Origin of the sequence: Streptomyces sp. NPDC058401, assembly GCF_042722885.1 — a bacterium.
Classification (GTDB): Bacteria; Actinomycetota; Actinomycetes; order Streptomycetales; family Streptomycetaceae; genus Streptomyces.
Genome location: NZ_JBHXKA010000056.1, coordinates 1 through 13,596 on the forward strand (window position 1 = coordinate 1; position 13,596 = coordinate 13,596).

Annotated in this window: 11 protein-coding genes; 7 read left to right on the forward strand and 4 right to left on the reverse strand. The window is 72.6% G+C overall.

Annotated elements, in window-relative coordinates; genetic code table 11:
- Positions 1 to 295 precede the first annotated feature (295 nt).
- From ACFWNV_RS21225 to ACFWNV_RS21240, 4 genes are all read left to right on the forward strand, one after another.
- Positions 296 to 1,495, forward strand: coding sequence for a thiolase family protein (locus ACFWNV_RS21225; RefSeq protein WP_383949173.1), 1,200 nt, complete (start codon positions 296 to 298; stop codon positions 1,493 to 1,495).
- A gap of 156 nt (positions 1,496 to 1,651) precedes the next feature.
- Positions 1,652 to 3,091, forward strand: a complete 1,440-nt coding sequence (locus tag ACFWNV_RS21230) for an aldehyde dehydrogenase family protein (RefSeq protein WP_383949175.1) — start codon at positions 1,652 to 1,654, stop codon at positions 3,089 to 3,091.
- Between the two features lie 36 nt (positions 3,092 to 3,127).
- Entirely contained in the window at positions 3,128 to 3,646 is a 519-nt protein-coding gene (locus ACFWNV_RS21235; protein ID WP_383949178.1) for a thioredoxin family protein, read from the forward strand.
- Positions 3,647 to 3,686: 40 nt separating this feature from the next.
- A complete protein-coding gene (locus ACFWNV_RS21240) occupies positions 3,687 to 5,117 on the forward strand; it encodes a dihydrolipoyl dehydrogenase family protein (RefSeq protein WP_383949181.1) in 1,431 nt (476 codons plus the stop codon).
- Positions 5,118 to 5,180: 63 nt separating this feature from the next.
- Here the strand turns inward: ACFWNV_RS21240 and ACFWNV_RS21245 are convergent, their stop codons facing one another.
- Positions 5,181 to 6,293: an alpha/beta fold hydrolase gene (locus tag ACFWNV_RS21245; RefSeq protein WP_383949184.1), complete on the reverse strand. Its 1,113-nt coding sequence runs from the start codon at positions 6,291 to 6,293 to the stop codon at positions 5,181 to 5,183.
- A 445-nt stretch (positions 6,294 to 6,738) separates the two neighbouring features.
- Here ACFWNV_RS21245 and ACFWNV_RS21250 point away from each other — a divergent pair, with 445 nt between their 5' ends.
- From ACFWNV_RS21250 to ACFWNV_RS21260, 3 genes are all read left to right on the forward strand, one after another.
- Positions 6,739 to 8,142, forward strand: coding sequence for an MFS transporter (locus ACFWNV_RS21250; RefSeq protein ID WP_383949187.1), 1,404 nt, complete (start codon positions 6,739 to 6,741; stop codon positions 8,140 to 8,142).
- 324 nt (positions 8,143 to 8,466) lie between these two features.
- Complete coding sequence (gene uppS, locus ACFWNV_RS21255; RefSeq protein ID WP_383949190.1) at positions 8,467 to 9,153, forward strand: polyprenyl diphosphate synthase; 687 nt, start codon at positions 8,467 to 8,469, stop codon at positions 9,151 to 9,153.
- Positions 9,150 to 10,622 carry an oxygenase MpaB family protein gene (locus ACFWNV_RS21260; RefSeq protein WP_383949193.1) on the forward strand — a complete coding sequence of 491 codons (1,473 nt, stop codon included), beginning with the start codon at positions 9,150 to 9,152 and terminating at the stop codon, positions 10,620 to 10,622. The genes uppS and ACFWNV_RS21260 overlap by 4 nt, the downstream gene beginning before the upstream one ends.
- 36 nt (positions 10,623 to 10,658) lie before the next feature.
- On the opposite strand, the gene ACFWNV_RS21265 is transcribed toward ACFWNV_RS21260, so the two are convergent.
- From ACFWNV_RS21265 to ACFWNV_RS21275, 3 genes are all read right to left on the reverse strand, one after another.
- Complete coding sequence (locus tag ACFWNV_RS21265) at positions 10,659 to 11,921, reverse strand: DUF6357 family protein (protein WP_383949195.1); 1,263 nt, start codon at positions 11,919 to 11,921, stop codon at positions 10,659 to 10,661.
- Positions 11,918 to 12,568: a hypothetical protein gene (locus tag ACFWNV_RS21270; RefSeq protein ID WP_383949198.1), complete on the reverse strand. Its 651-nt coding sequence runs from the start codon at positions 12,566 to 12,568 to the stop codon at positions 11,918 to 11,920. The genes ACFWNV_RS21265 and ACFWNV_RS21270 overlap by 4 nt, the downstream gene beginning before the upstream one ends.
- A 99-nt stretch (positions 12,569 to 12,667) precedes the next feature.
- Positions 12,668 to 13,501 (reverse strand): PIG-L family deacetylase, encoded by an 834-nt coding sequence (locus ACFWNV_RS21275; RefSeq protein ID WP_383949201.1) that lies wholly within the window; start codon positions 13,499 to 13,501, stop codon positions 12,668 to 12,670.
- Positions 13,502 to 13,596: the final 95 nt, after the last annotated feature.

Genomic DNA, 13,596 nt, shown 5'->3' on the forward strand with positions numbered 1-13,596 from the left:
CCCCGGACCCCGCGCCTCAAACGCCGGCGGGGCTGAAATCGCCCTACGGGCCATCCGGCCCGCCGACGCGAAGATCCGGTGCGGACATCCGGAGCAGACATCCGGTGCGGACACCTGGCGCAGCCATCCGGCCGGTGCAGGTCCGGGCCCCGTCGGCGGCCGGGGGGCGTTGACAGGGGGATCGGGGCGACGGAGACTTCGGGCGCGCCCCACCCGGGCGCGGGCGGAGCGTGCGCCGGGCCGGACAGCGGTGTCGGTGTGCCGCGCCGCCTCCCGTTCGCTCCGGAGGGACTCCATGAGCATCCGTACCGTCCGCGACGTCTACGTCGTCGACGCCGTCCGCACCCCGATCGGGAAGTTCGGCGGCGCCCTCGCCGGGGTCCGCCCCGACGACCTGGCCGCCCACGTGGTGCGCGCGCTCGTGGACCGTACGCCCGCACTGGACCCGGCCCGCATCGACGACGTCGTCTTCGGGGACGCCAACGGCGCGGGCGAGGACAACCGCGACGTGGCCCGCATGGCGGTGCTGCTCGCCGGACTCCCCGTGACCGTGCCCGGGGTCACCGTCAACCGGCTCTGCGGCTCCGGGCTCGAAGCCGTGGTCCAGGCGGCCCGCGCCATCGCGCTCGGCGACGCCTCCGTGGCCATCGCCGGAGGAGTGGAGTCCATGAGCCGGGCCCCCTGGGTGGTGCAGAAGCCGGAGCGCGCCTTCCCGGCCGGGCACCAGCAGATGTGGTCCACCACGCTCGGCTGGCGGATGACCAATCCCCGGATGCCCGCGGAGTGGAGCGGTTCCCTCGGCGAGGGCGCGGAGCTCGTCGCCGACAAGCACGGCATCACCCGCGAGGCGCAGGACGCCTTCGCGCTGGAGAGCCACCGCAAGGCGGCCGCCGCCTGGGCGGCGGGGCAGTACGACGCGGAGGTGGTCCCGTACGCGGGCGTGGACCTGCTGCGCGACGAATGCATCCGGGAGGGATCGGGCCCCGAGGCGCTCGCCCGTCTGAAGCCCGCCTTCCGGAGCGACGGCACCGGCACGGTCACGGCGGGCAACGCCTCGCCGCTCAACGACGGAGCCGCCGCACTGCTGTTGACGGACGAGGAGGGCCTCGCCGCCACCGGGCGGGAGCCGCTGGCCCGGATCAGCGCGTCGGCCGTCACCGGGATCGAGCCCCAGCTCTTTGGTCTGGGGCCCGTGGACGCCGTCGAGCGTGCGCTCGCCAAGGCGGGCCGCGGTTTCGCCGATCTCGCCGCCTTCGAACTCAACGAGGCTTTCGCGGCGCAGGCGTTGGGCTGTCTTGCCGCCTGGCCCGAGCTGGATCCGGCCGTGGTCAACCCGCGCGGCGGGGCCATCGCGATCGGGCACCCGCTCGGTGCCTCGGGCGCCCGGCTGGCCGGTTCGGTGGCGCACCAGCTCGCGGCGGCCGGGTCCGGCACCGGGATCGCGGCCCTCTGTATCGGTGTGGGGCAGGGGATCGCGCTCGTTCTGGAGCGCTGACACCGACCCCGGCCGGTCGATCGTTTCCGGTCATAGTCGGGCGGCAACTGCTTGGTAAGCAAAGAGAATTGATGCCTCCGGTGCGGTGGGGTGGCACGATGGCGCGTGCTGCCGCCACCCCCTCGCCACGCTCCCCGCATCCGGAGGCCCCGCGCCATGCCGCTCCTCGATCCGACGCTCTGGCAGGACGGACCCACCCTCACCGGAGGCACTGCCCCGGTCCTCGAACCCGCCACCGGCCAGACCCTCGCGACCATCGACCTGGCCGCCCCGGCCGATGTGGCGGAAGTGGCCGTACGGGCCCACGCGGCCCAGCGGAACTGGGCGCGGGCCACCCACCTGGAGCGGGCGGCTGTGCTGCGCCGGGCCGGGGACCTGTTCACCGCCCACGCCGACGAGCTGCGGGACTGGCTGGTCCGGGAGTCGGGATCCATCCCCGGCAAGGCCGACTTCGAGCTGCACGTCGCCGCGCAGGAGTGCTACGAGGCCGCGGCCCTGGCCTCGCGTCCGGCCGGGCAGGTGCTGCCGAGCGAGGCGCCGCGGCTGTCCTTCACCCGCCGCGAACCGGTCGGTGTGGTGGGGGTGGTGGCGCCCTTCAACGCGCCGCTGATCCTCTCGATCCGCTCGGTCGCGCCCGCGCTCGCCCTCGGCAACGCGGTGCTCCTCAAGCCGGACCGCCGTACCGCGGTCAGCGGCGGGCTCGCACTCTCCGCCGTCTTCGCCGCGGCCGGCCTGCCGGGCGGACTGCTGCACGTCCTGCCCGGCGGTGCGCAGACGGGCGCGGCGGTGGTCGCCGATCCCCTGGTCAGGGTCGTGTCGTTCACCGGATCCACCGCGAGCGGCCGGGCCGTCGGGGAACTGGCGGGCCGTCATCTCAAGCGCGCACACCTGGAGTTGGGCGGGAACTCGGCGCTGGTCGTGCTCCGTGACGCCGACGTGGCGGCGGCCGTCGCGCAGGCCTCCTGGGGCTCCTTCTTCCACCAGGGGCAGATCTGCATGACGGCGGGCCGGCACCTCGTGCACGCCTCCCTCTACGACGAGTACGTGGAGCGGCTCGCCGCGCGCGCTGAGGAGCTCGCGGTCGGGGACCCGTACCGCGAGCGGGTGCACCTGGGGCCGCTCATCGACCGGTCCCAGCTGGACCGGGTCCACGGCCTGGTGGAAGCCAGCACCGCACAGGGCGCCAAACTCGTCACGGGCGGCGCCCACCAGGACCTCTTCTACCGGCCGACGGTGCTGGCGGGCGCCGACGACGACAGCCCCGCCTACGCGGAGGAGGTCTTCGGGCCGGTGGCGCCCGTACGGTCCTTCGCGACGGAGGACGAGGCCGTGGAGCTGGCCTCCGCCGGTCCCTACGGGCTCTCCCTCGGGATCGTGACCGGCGACGCGGCGCGCGGGCTGGACCTGGCGGGGCGGATCCCGGTCGGGATCGCGCACGTCAACGACCAGACGGTGAACGACGAGGCCGTGGCCCCCTTCGGCGGCGTCGGCGCGTCCGGCACCGGCGCCCGCTTCGGCGGCGAGGCGAACCTCGACGCCTTCACCGAGCTGCGCTGGACCACGCTCCGCGCCACCCCGGGCGGTCATCCCTTCTAGGCGACCCCTTCGGGAACCACGCCCCCGGTGTGCCCCATGGCCCGCATCGCGTGCATTGCGGGCATTCCGGGCGGTCAGGAATGCTTGGAGCCGGTCGTTCGTTCAGGGGAAAGCAAGCAGCACACCACTCTGGAGGTCTGGAAAACCGTGGCTACTGTCGAACTCACCAAGGAGAACTTCGACCGGACGGTGAGCGAGAACTCGTTCGTCCTGATCGACTTCTGGGCGGGCTGGTGCCGTCCCTGCCTGCAGTTCGCCCCGGTGTACGAGAAGGCCGCCGAGGCCAATCCCGACCTGCTCTTCGCCAAGGTGGACACGGAGGCGCAGCAGGAGCTCGCCGCCGCGTTCCAGATCAGCTCGATCCCGACCCTCATGATCGTCCGGGATCAGGTCGCGATCTTCTCGCAGCCCGGCGCACTGCCCGAGGCGGCGCTGACGGACCTCATCACCCAGGCCCGTGGCCTCGACATGGACGAGGTGCGCACGAAGATCGCCGCCGAGCAGGGCGGCGCCGCGGGCGCCACGGCCGAGGAGCCCGGCACGCCGGACGCCTGATTGCGTGACGAGCCCCCGCCGGGCGGTGAGACTGGACCGCATGACTGAAGCGGTGGAGTACGACGTCATCGTCCTCGGTGGGGGCCCGGCCGGCGAGAACGTCGTGGACCGGACCCGCGCCGCCGGGCTGAGCACGGCGCTGGTCGAGAGCGAGCTGGTGGGCGGCGAGTGCTCGTACTGGGCCTGCATCCCCAGCAAGGCCCTGCTGCGCCCGGCGCTGGCCCGGGCGGACGCGCGCCGGGTGCCCGGTCTCGCGGGGTCCGCGGCCGGTCCGCTGGACGCCGAAGCGGTGTTCGCGCACCGGGACTACTGGACGGGGAACTGGAAGGACGACGGCCAGATCGACTGGCTGGAGTCGGTCGGCGCCCACGTGTACCGGGGCCACGGGCGGCTGTACGGGGTCCGCAAGGTCGCCGTCACCAGCCCGGAGGGGGAGCACCACGTGCTCTCCGCCCGGCACGCGGTCGTCGTCGCGACCGGCACCCGGGCCGTGATCCCGGAGCTGCCGGGCATCGCGGACGCCCGGCCCTGGACCAGCCGCGAGGCCACCTCGGCGCAGGCGGCGCCGGGCCGGCTGCTGATCGTCGGCGGGTCGGTGGTGGCCGTGGAGATGGCCACGGCCTGGCAGGCCCTCGGCTCCCGGGTGACCCTGCTCGTACGGGGCTCCGGGCTGCTGCCGCGCATGGAGCCCTTCGCCGGGGAACTGGTCGCCGGGGCACTGCGCGAGGCGGGCGCGGTGGTCCGTACGGGGGTGGCCGTCGAGTCCGTCGTACGGGACGGCTCGACCGGGCCCGTCAGCGTGGTGCTCGAAGGCGGCGAGACGCTGGAGGGCGACGAACTGCTCGTGGCGACGGGGCGCACCCCGCGCACCGAGGACATCGGACTGGACACCGTCGGGCTCGCGCCGGGCGGGTGGATCGCGGTGGACGACAGCTGCCGGGTTCCGGGCGTCGACTGGCTGTACGCGGTCGGCGACGTCAACCACCGGGCGCTGCTCACCCACCAGGGGAAGTACCAGGCCCGGATCGCGGGCTCCGTCATCGCCGCCCGGGCCGCGGGCAGCGCCCCCCTCGACACCGGCCCCTGGGGCGCCCACGCGGCGACCGCCGATACACGGGCCCTCCCGCAAGCCGTCTTCACCGACCCCGAGGCCGCCTCGGTGGGCCTGACCCTCGCGGAGGCGGAGCGCGCCGGCCACCGGGTCCGGGCCGTGGACTACGACCTCGGCAAGGTCTCCGGAGCGGGCCTGTACGCCGACGGCTACCGGGGCCGGGCCCGCATGGTGGTGGACCTGAACCGCGAGGTCCTCCTCGGTGTCACCTTCGTCGGACCGGGTGCGGCCGAGCTCCTGCACGCGGCGACCATCGCGGTCGCGGGCGAGGTGCCCATCGACCGTCTGTGGCACGCGGTCCCGGCGTTCCCGACGATCAGCGAGGTGTGGCTGCGGCTGCTGGAGGGGTACCGGGGGTAGGTGCCGCCGCCACGTACACGGCGTGGGCGCTACTTCGTAGGGTTCTGCCGCCCCACCCCGCGCTCACCCCTCGGGGGCGGGGGCCGGAGATCCCGCCACCAGCGCCTCCACCTGTGGCCGCAGCGAGGGCTCCGCGCACAACGCGAAGTGATCGGTCCGCCGCAGGTCGAACACCCCCCGCACGCCACGCCGCCGCGCATGCGCGACCAGATCGTTGAAGTGCGTCTCGAAGCGCGTGGAGAAATGGATCCGCACCGGCCCCTCGCACACCGACCGCAGCCGCTCGCACCGGCGCACGAACCGCTCGTAGGACCCCACCTCCTCCGCGTCCTCCCACACCTCGCCCGCGTGCCGGCACACCTGCGCCAGGTCCTTCCCGGCGATCCGGTGCAGGTAATCGCAGAAGTTCGCGAAGGTGTCCAGGTCCCGGGTCCCCGCCACGATCCCGCGCAACGCGGCCGCCGGATCGGACAGGTCCAACCCGGCCAGGGCCCGGGTCACGGGGAGAGTGGACCGGTTCATGTTCGGATCCAACAGCAACACCCCGGCGAGCGCGGGCCGCTGCTCCGGACGCTCCGCCCACTGCTCGGCCAGGCGCAGCACCGTGTCGGCCCCGTACGAGAACCCCACGAGCACGAGCCGCTTGCCCGGGTGCCGCCGGGCGAGCGCCCTGATGGCGCCCGCGATCAGCTCGGTGTGCGTGGCCAGGCCGATCGGCCGGTAGCGCGCGTCCCGCGCCTCCTCCGGATGGTGACCGAAGGCCGTCAACGCGACGGTGTGCGGCTGGGCCGAGGCCATGTACGGGCGGAACTCCGAGGCGTCCGTGCCCAGACCGTGCAGCAGGACCACCAGGTCACGCGAAGCCGTGGCCCGCTCCAGGTAGCGCAGCCGGCGGCCAAAGACCATATGGTCCGCCGGCAGGTCCACGTCGAAGTCGTCGGCACTGATCTCGAAGGAACCCTCGACCACCCCCGGCCCCGCGCCCCGGCCGCCCGAACCCGACCTGCCGCCGCCCCACCATCCGAGGCCGAAACCGGCGCCCGCGGCGAGGAGCGCGACACCTGTCGGCGCGATGGCGTGCGCCCCGGCCCAGGCGAGCACGGCGCGGGCCTCGTCCGCGTAGATCCCGATCAGGATCCCCAGCGTGCCCCCGACCGCGGCCAGGGCCGCGCGCACCCGGGTCACCATGCCAGTGGTTGGGCCCGGGCCCGGGCCTGGAGCCGTCATCCCGCCCCCCGCGGCCCCGTCGGAGCCCGCGCCCCTGTCCGTTCCCGCACCCCTGTCCGTTCCCGCACCCCGTCACCCCGTCCTCCGCACCGCGGACCCGTCGCACCGGTGTTCGCGTCCCCTACCCCCGGGGTGGGCGGGCGAAGCCCTTCCGGTTCCCGTACCGGATCGCGCTCCGTGCTCAGCGTGGGTCGTTGACGGGATGGGCGAGGGCGCGCCGGATAGGGTCTTGGTAGCCGTCCTTCTCGGCAGGGCACGTCTGTCCGCCCCGGGTCCGACCGGCTTTCCCGGCAGTCCGCAAGCGGAGACTTGACCGATCACCAGGAGTGCTGGCGTGGGACCCCTAGAGACTCCGTCTGTCCCGGCCGGCCTTGGCCGGAACCGTGAGGCGGCGGTGCTGGCGCTCTTGTCCTTCGCGATGCTGATCGTTTCGCTCGACCAGTACATCGTGGTCGTGGCGCTTCCCGACATCGCACGCGACCTCGGCTACTCCGCGCGAACGCTCCAGTCGGTCATCAGCGCGTACGCGGTGGCCTCGGCCGGCTTCCTCCTGTTCGGCGGGCGTGCCGCAGACCTGCTCGGACGACGCCGTGTCCTGGCCGCCGGGCTCGCGCTCTATGCCGCAGCGGCGTTCGCGGGAGGACTCGCGACGGGCCCCGGAGCACTCCTCGCCTCCCGCGCATTCCAGGGTCTCGGCGGAGCCCTCGTCTTTCCCACCACCCTGGCACTCATCAACACCACCTTCGCCGAAGGGCGTGCCCGTAACCGCGCATTGGGGATCTGGGGAGGGTCGGGCGCGGCAGGACTCGTCATCGGAGTGCTGCTCGGCGGCCTCCTGACGCAGGTGTTCGGCTGGGAAGCGGTCTTCTTCGTCAACGTCGTTCTGGCCGGCCCGGCGCTGCTGCTCGCCTTCGTCGTGATCCCCCGGGACGGTGCACGCGAGAAGGGCCGCACGTTCGATCTGCCCGGTGCGCTCAGCATCTCTCTCGGTGTCACGCTCATCGTGTTCGCCCTCGTTCAGGGCCCCGGATCGGGCTGGTCCTCGCCGGGCATCCTGATGAGCGCAGCAGCGGGCCTCCTACTGATCGGAGCCTTCGCCGTCATCGAGCGGCGCAGTTCCGACCCGCTCATGCCGCCGGCGCTGCTCTCCAACCCCAACCTGATCACCGGCGTCGTCATCGCCTTCATGTTCATGGCGACCTTTGGCTCCGTCCTCTACTTCCTGTCCGTCTACTTCCAGGAGGTTCTGGGCTACGACCCTTTGCAGACCGGTGCCGGCTTCCTCATCCCCACGGCGGTGGTGGTGGCCGGTTCGACCACCGCGGGCCGGCTCGTGACGCGGTTCGGTCTCAGGCGCACCTTGGCCGTGGCCCTCGCCGTCGGTGCGCTCGGCGCGGCCGCTCTCGGCCTCACGATCTCGCCCGACGGCAGCTACATCGAACTCGTCCCCGGCCTCGTGGCGCTCGGCATCGGCGACGGGGTGGTCTTCACCACCATGTTCATCGCCGCCGCCACCGGGATCTCCGACCGACAACAAGGCATCGCCTCCGGCATTGCCTCCACCGGCTCGGGCACGGGCGCAGCGGTCGGCCTCGCCGTCCTCGTCCTGGTGGCGACCGCCGGCCTCGACGGCCTCTCCGGTGAACAGCTTCGAACCGCTACCGCCGGCGGGATCCGCACCGCTCTCTTCGTTGTGGCAGGCGGAATCGGGCTGACCTTCCTCGTCACCTTGACCCGGTGCCCGACACGGCCCGAACCGGTACCCGTCCCCGTGCCGTACCAGACCCGTCGCTGCTGACGGGAAACCCCGGACGGAACCGAACGTACGCGTCAAAGGTGATGGCCACTCGTTCGGCCGATCATGGCCCTTGCGCCCTGCCAGACTCCGGGGAGGGAGTGCGCTGGTGGGGCTCGGGCGAGGCGGGTTGGCGTGAAAGAGCATGGTACGGCTGGTCGTGCCGCGCCGGACGGGGCAGGGCCGGGCGTGACGGACCGGGGAGTCCCGCGCGCACGTGTGGTGACCGAGGATCCGCCCGGCGGGCCACCGTCCGGTAGCGGACCCGGTGGGCGGCGGCCGGAGGAACGGGCGCCGCGTGCGGGACCGCGGCATGTGGCCTGCGTGATGGACGGCAACGGGCGCTGGGCGCAACGGCGTTCGCTGCCCCGTACGGCGGGTCACCGGGCGGCGGAGGCCGCGGTCATCGACGTCATCGAGGCGGCCCGGGCCGCCGGCGTGGAGTGGCTCAGCCTGTACGCGTTCTCCACCGAGAACTGGAACCGCCCCGGCGCCGAGGTCGAGTTCCTGATGCGTCTGGTGCGGCGGGTCGTGCGCAAGCATGCGCCGCTGCTGCTCGCGCGCGGCATCCGCTGCCGTTTCCTCGGGGTCAGCGACCCGAGGATCCCCCGCGCACTGGCCCAGGACTTCGAGGACGTGGCGGTACTGACCGCCGGGAACCGGGGGATGACGCTGACCGTCGCCTTCGACCACGGGGGGCGCCGGGACATCGTCGAGGCCGCGAGATCGCTGATCCTCAGCGGGACCCCCGCCGACGAGGTGACCGAGGGGCTCTTCGCGGACCACCTGCCCTTCCCCGACACCCCCGATGTGGATCTGGTCGTCCGTACTTCCGGCGAGCAGCGCATCTCCAACTTCATGCTCTGGCAGGTCGCCTACGCCGAGTGGGTCTTCCCCGAGGTGCTGTGGCCGGACTTCCGGGCCCCCGACTTCCTGGCCTGCCTGCACACCTACCGGCGCCGCGACCGCCGCTTCGGCGGCGTGCCCGCCCGGACGAACGGAGACCCCTCATGACCACCGAAACCACGGGATCCACGGAAACGGCCGACGAGGCAAGCCTGTTCGGGCCGGATTCGCAATTCAGCGGCTTCTTCGACGACCCGCGCTGGGCCTTGGCGATCATCCGCGCCACCGTCCTGGAGGCCGCTCACCCGCAGGTCGGTGCCGCCCTCGCCGACAACTCCACCTTCGTCACCCACCCTTGGCGCCGACTGCGCAACACCTTCCTCAGCATGCGGCGCATGTTCGCCGCCGACCCGGCGGAACGCGAACGGGAGGCCGCCCGGCTCAACCGGCTGCACGCGCGCATGAGCGGATCCGACTCCCGTGGCCGTGCCTACGACGCCATGGACCGCGCGACCCGCGCCTGGGTGGTCGCCACCCTCTTCGAGAGCGCCGTCACCATGTGCCGGCTGAGCGGCCAGCCGCTCGGCCAGGACACGATGGAGCGGATGTACGCCGAGTACCGTGCGTACCTCGCCGCGCTCGACGGCGACGCCGCCGAACTCCCCGAGGAACTGCACGAGTTCTGGCGGTACTTCGACCGCGTCGTCGAGAACGAGCTGGAGAACACCGAGGCGGTCCGCGTCATCCTCTACCGGCTCTTCGACCACCTTCCCGCTCCCGCGCTGCTCGACGGGGCGCCGACGCTCTGGGCGGCCGGCCGCGCCGTGGTCGGTCCGCTCCTGGGCGCGATCACCGTCGCCTCGCTCCCCGAGTCCTACCGGCGCCGGGCCGGCCTGCCCGAGATGCCGGGCGCCGCGACCCTCATGCAGGGCGCCTACCTCGCCACCGGGCTCACCCGGTTCCTGCCCGAGGGCTGGATCAACGCCGAGAGCATCGTCGAAGCCCTCTCGCTCTCGCCCGACAGCGACGACCCCCGCGCCCGCACCGTGGCCGCCCTGCGCGCCCGCATGAAGCGGGCATCGGCCCTGCTCCGCCTCCTCACTCCGCTCAGCGGCGACACCGACTTCGAACCGGCACCGTCGCGCGGAACGGAGGAGAACCGACGCCCGGCGGAGGAGTTCTTCCGCCGGGTGCTGGACCAGACGGGCGACGGCCACCTCGACTGGCCCGACCTCGCTGCCATGGCACGCGAACTCTCCACCCGCCTCGACCTGGACGAACCCGAGGAGACCCGGCTCTACGACGCGTTCGCCGCCTGGTGGCGCGAACTCCAGGCCGCCCTCGACACGGACGGCGACGGCCGCGTCAGCGCCGAGGAGTACGCCGCCGCCGTCCCCTCCCTCGCCGGCCCCGCGCTCATCCGCGTGGCCGAGGTCCTCTTCGACGCCACCGACAAGGACGGCAACGGGAGCATCGACGCCGAGGAGTACCGGACCCTCTTCCGCACCGCCTTCCACCGCGACCTCACCACCGACGGCGGCGCGTACGGCAAGAGCGCCTTCGTGGGCGACTTCCTCTCCTTCATGTCCGGCCGTCGCACGGGCACGCCGTACGACCCCGTCCTCGCCGACGCCTAGCGTGCACGGTTCTGGCGAGCACGGTTCCCGCCGGGACTACCGGGCGTCGCGCCGCCGACGCGCGCGCTCGAACTCCGCGACGTCCGAGATCCAGGGACCGTGCTGTTCGAGTGCGGCGTAGCCGCCGCGGACGAAGGCGCTCACCAGGGTCCGGTACCCGCCGATTCCGTCGACCAGGCCGTACTCGACCCGGTACTCCGGATCCGATCCGCCCTCACCCTTGCGCAGCGTCATGATCCGGGCGAGGGAGTCCGCGTAGAAGTGGAGCTGGACACCTTCGCCCCTCTCCTCGTCCTCGATGGTGAAGACCTCGTTGTCCGCGGCAGAGCGCTCGCCGACGAACTCCCAGAACTCCGCGGCGGCCGTGCGCGGACCGCCGTCCCGCCACTTCTTCTCGGCGCCCTTGTCGTCGGTGAACGTCAGGGCCGTCTTCCGCGCGCTCCCGCCCGGGCCGGTACGGTCGCCGGCCGCCTCCTCGTCACCCTCCAGGGGTGTGTTCCTGGACCGGTCCGCGGCCTCCGAGCACATCAGGACGCCCACGGTACGCACCGCGTCGTCGACGAGCCCGGGGTGTGCGCGGCGCACGGCCGCTTCGACCGCGGTCTGCATCCGGTCCCAGTCGCGCCGGTCCGTGGCGCGCTGTCCCCGCCGCGGATCGCGGCCGATCCGCATGCCGGCGCAGGCCTGCTCCGCGGTGGCGATCACCCGCTCGACCTCGGGCAGCAAGGCCGGGTCGACGGCACCGGGCATCCGCCCCGGAACCGTCGCGCCGTGCAGGTACTGGCCCGTGTACTTCAGCAGCGCGGCGTCGAGCGGACCGAGCACCGTTCCGCGATCGGCGCGACGGCGGTTCGCGTGGTACTCCTGAGCCCGTTTCCCGTTCGGGGTCTCGGTCGCCGTGCGCATCGCCGCGCACACCTGGCCGCGCTCCAGCAGACCGGTGTCGGCCCCGTGGGCGACGAGCCGGCTCCTGTCCCAGGGGGTGCGCCGGAAGAGGGCGTCGACGTCCGCGGGCGCGGCGAGGAGGATCGGGTCCAGGAGCGCGACGGCGGCGCCCTCGTCGAGCCGGCCCCGGGTTCCGGCGGCCTCGCACAGCGGCAGGACCGCACTCCACAGCAAGAGGTGTCTGGCCAGGTCCGCCCGGATCACCGCGAGATGGGCTTCGCCGATCGGGAACGTGAAGGTGCGCGGATCGTGGTTGGCGTCGGCTCCGGCGGCGAGCGTGAGCTTCAGCCCGCCGTCCTCGCGGATCACGTACGGGATCCAGCCGCTCCGGCGCGTGAAGACGATGTCGTTCACCCCTGTGCACAGGCGGCGTCGAGGCGCGGGTCGGTGCGCACCCAGACTTCGCCTCCGGCGGCCTCGGCGGGGGCGTCGACCCGTTCGATGCCGAGGAACTCGATCAGCTTGAGCAGTTCGGCTCGTTCGGCTCGGTCCTCGTCGGCACCGTGCGAGTCGAAGAAGACGTAGTACCGGTCGCTCGGGTCCACGATGCCCGAATCCGCCCAGATCCGGGCGAGTTCTTCGAGCGCCGCCGCTTCCGTCGTGAACCTGGCGGCGCGGGCGGCGCCACGTGTCTCCGGTGCCGCGTCGAGGTCGGCGAGGTCGGAGAACCACTGACCGAAGCGGTCGAGGCCGGCATATCCGTTCTCGAAGAACAGCATCGCGCTCGGCAGGTAGCGATTGCCCCTGTCGACACGGAGGTGTTCCGCCCGGTGCTGGTCCGCAGCCTTGATCCTGGAGATCACGCCTTCCCCGGGCATGAGGACCACACTCTGTCCCGACGCTTCCTCGCTGATGGTGTAGGTGTCGCAATCCCGACCACGGAAGAACGCGGAGAACGCCACGTAGACTTCCTGGGCGTCGCCCACGGAGACCTGTTGGCCGCTGCCGTCGGCGGCGGCGAATACGAACTGTTTCGGTCCGGGGCGGTAGGGGCGGGCCATGAGCGTCCTTCGTTCACGTGAGCGAGCTCCAGCAGCGTAGCCCTTGGTGCTCGTGCTGTCCCACGGGGTCGCCCGGGCCCCGTGGGACGGGCGGGCCGGTCAGCGCAGGCCGGCGAAGAGGTCGGTCTCGGGTACGGGGGCGCCGGTGGTGTCCTTGACGCGTACGAAGGTCTCCACGCCCATCAGCTCGCCGAACTTCTCCTTGCCCATCTTGAGGAAGAAGATGCTCTCGCCCTGGCTGGCGTGAGCGGCCAGCGAGTCGTACTTCTGGCTGCTGAACGGGGTGGCGTCCACCCAGGTGCTGATCTCGTCGTCCGGGAGGCCGATCTCGGCCAGCGCGGCGGTCTCGGCGGGGTCCGGCTCCGGCATGTCCTCCCCGAACTCGCGCATGATCTCACCGAAGCGCTGCATCGCGGAGCGGGGCATCGTCGTCCAGTACACCTTCGGCGTCAGGTCGGTCAGCTCCAGCGCCGCCATCGTGATGCGGTGGGCCTGGATGTGGTCGGGGTGGCCGTAGAAGCCGTTCTCGTCGTAGGTGACGACCACGTCGGGCCGGTAGTGCCGCATGAGGTCCGCGAGCCGGGCCGCGCCTTCCTCGACGGGGGTCTGCCAGAAGGCTCCGGGGGCCTCGTTGCTCGGCCAGCCCATCATTCCGGAGTCGCCGTAGTCCAGCGTCTCCAGATCGCTGATCTTCAGCACGTCACGGCTCACTTCGAGCTCTTCCCGGCGCATCGAGGCGACGGCCGCCGGATCGTGCCCGGGAGCACCCGGCTTCGTGCCCCCGGGTCCGTCACCGCAGCGGCCGTCGGTACAGGTCACCAGGACCGTGCGGATTCCTTCCGCCGCATACATCGCGAGGACCCCTCCGGTGCTGGTGGCCTCGTCGTCGGGGTGCGCGTGTACTGCCATGAGCGTCAAGGGCCGGTCGGTCATGAAAAGCAGTCCTCCTGCGTGAGTACGTCGTTGCCTGAGCGTGCCGCCCGTCGATACGGCATCGGCCCCTCGCTCCGTGCAACGGTGCCGGCGGG

What these genes read in the sequence shown, in the direction of transcription:
- ACFWNV_RS21275 (WP_383949201.1), bottom strand. Translation starts at nt 13,501, where the DNA reads ATGACCGACCGGCCCTTGACGCTCATGGCAGTACACGCGCACCCCGAC.
- uppS (WP_383949190.1), top strand. Translation starts at nt 8,467, where the DNA reads ATGGACGGCAACGGGCGCTGGGCGCAACGGCGTTCGCTGCCCCGTACG.
- ACFWNV_RS21230 (WP_383949175.1), top strand. Translation starts at nt 1,652, where the DNA reads ATGCCGCTCCTCGATCCGACGCTCTGGCAGGACGGACCCACCCTCACC.
- ACFWNV_RS21225 (WP_383949173.1), top strand. Translation starts at nt 296, where the DNA reads ATGAGCATCCGTACCGTCCGCGACGTCTACGTCGTCGACGCCGTCCGC.
- ACFWNV_RS21270 (WP_383949198.1), bottom strand. Translation starts at nt 12,568, where the DNA reads ATGGCCCGCCCCTACCGCCCCGGACCGAAACAGTTCGTATTCGCCGCC.
- ACFWNV_RS21240 (WP_383949181.1), top strand. Translation starts at nt 3,687, where the DNA reads ATGACTGAAGCGGTGGAGTACGACGTCATCGTCCTCGGTGGGGGCCCG.
- ACFWNV_RS21260 (WP_383949193.1), top strand. Translation starts at nt 9,150, where the DNA reads ATGACCACCGAAACCACGGGATCCACGGAAACGGCCGACGAGGCAAGC.
- ACFWNV_RS21235 (WP_383949178.1), top strand. Translation starts at nt 3,128, where the DNA reads ATGGCCCGCATCGCGTGCATTGCGGGCATTCCGGGCGGTCAGGAATGC.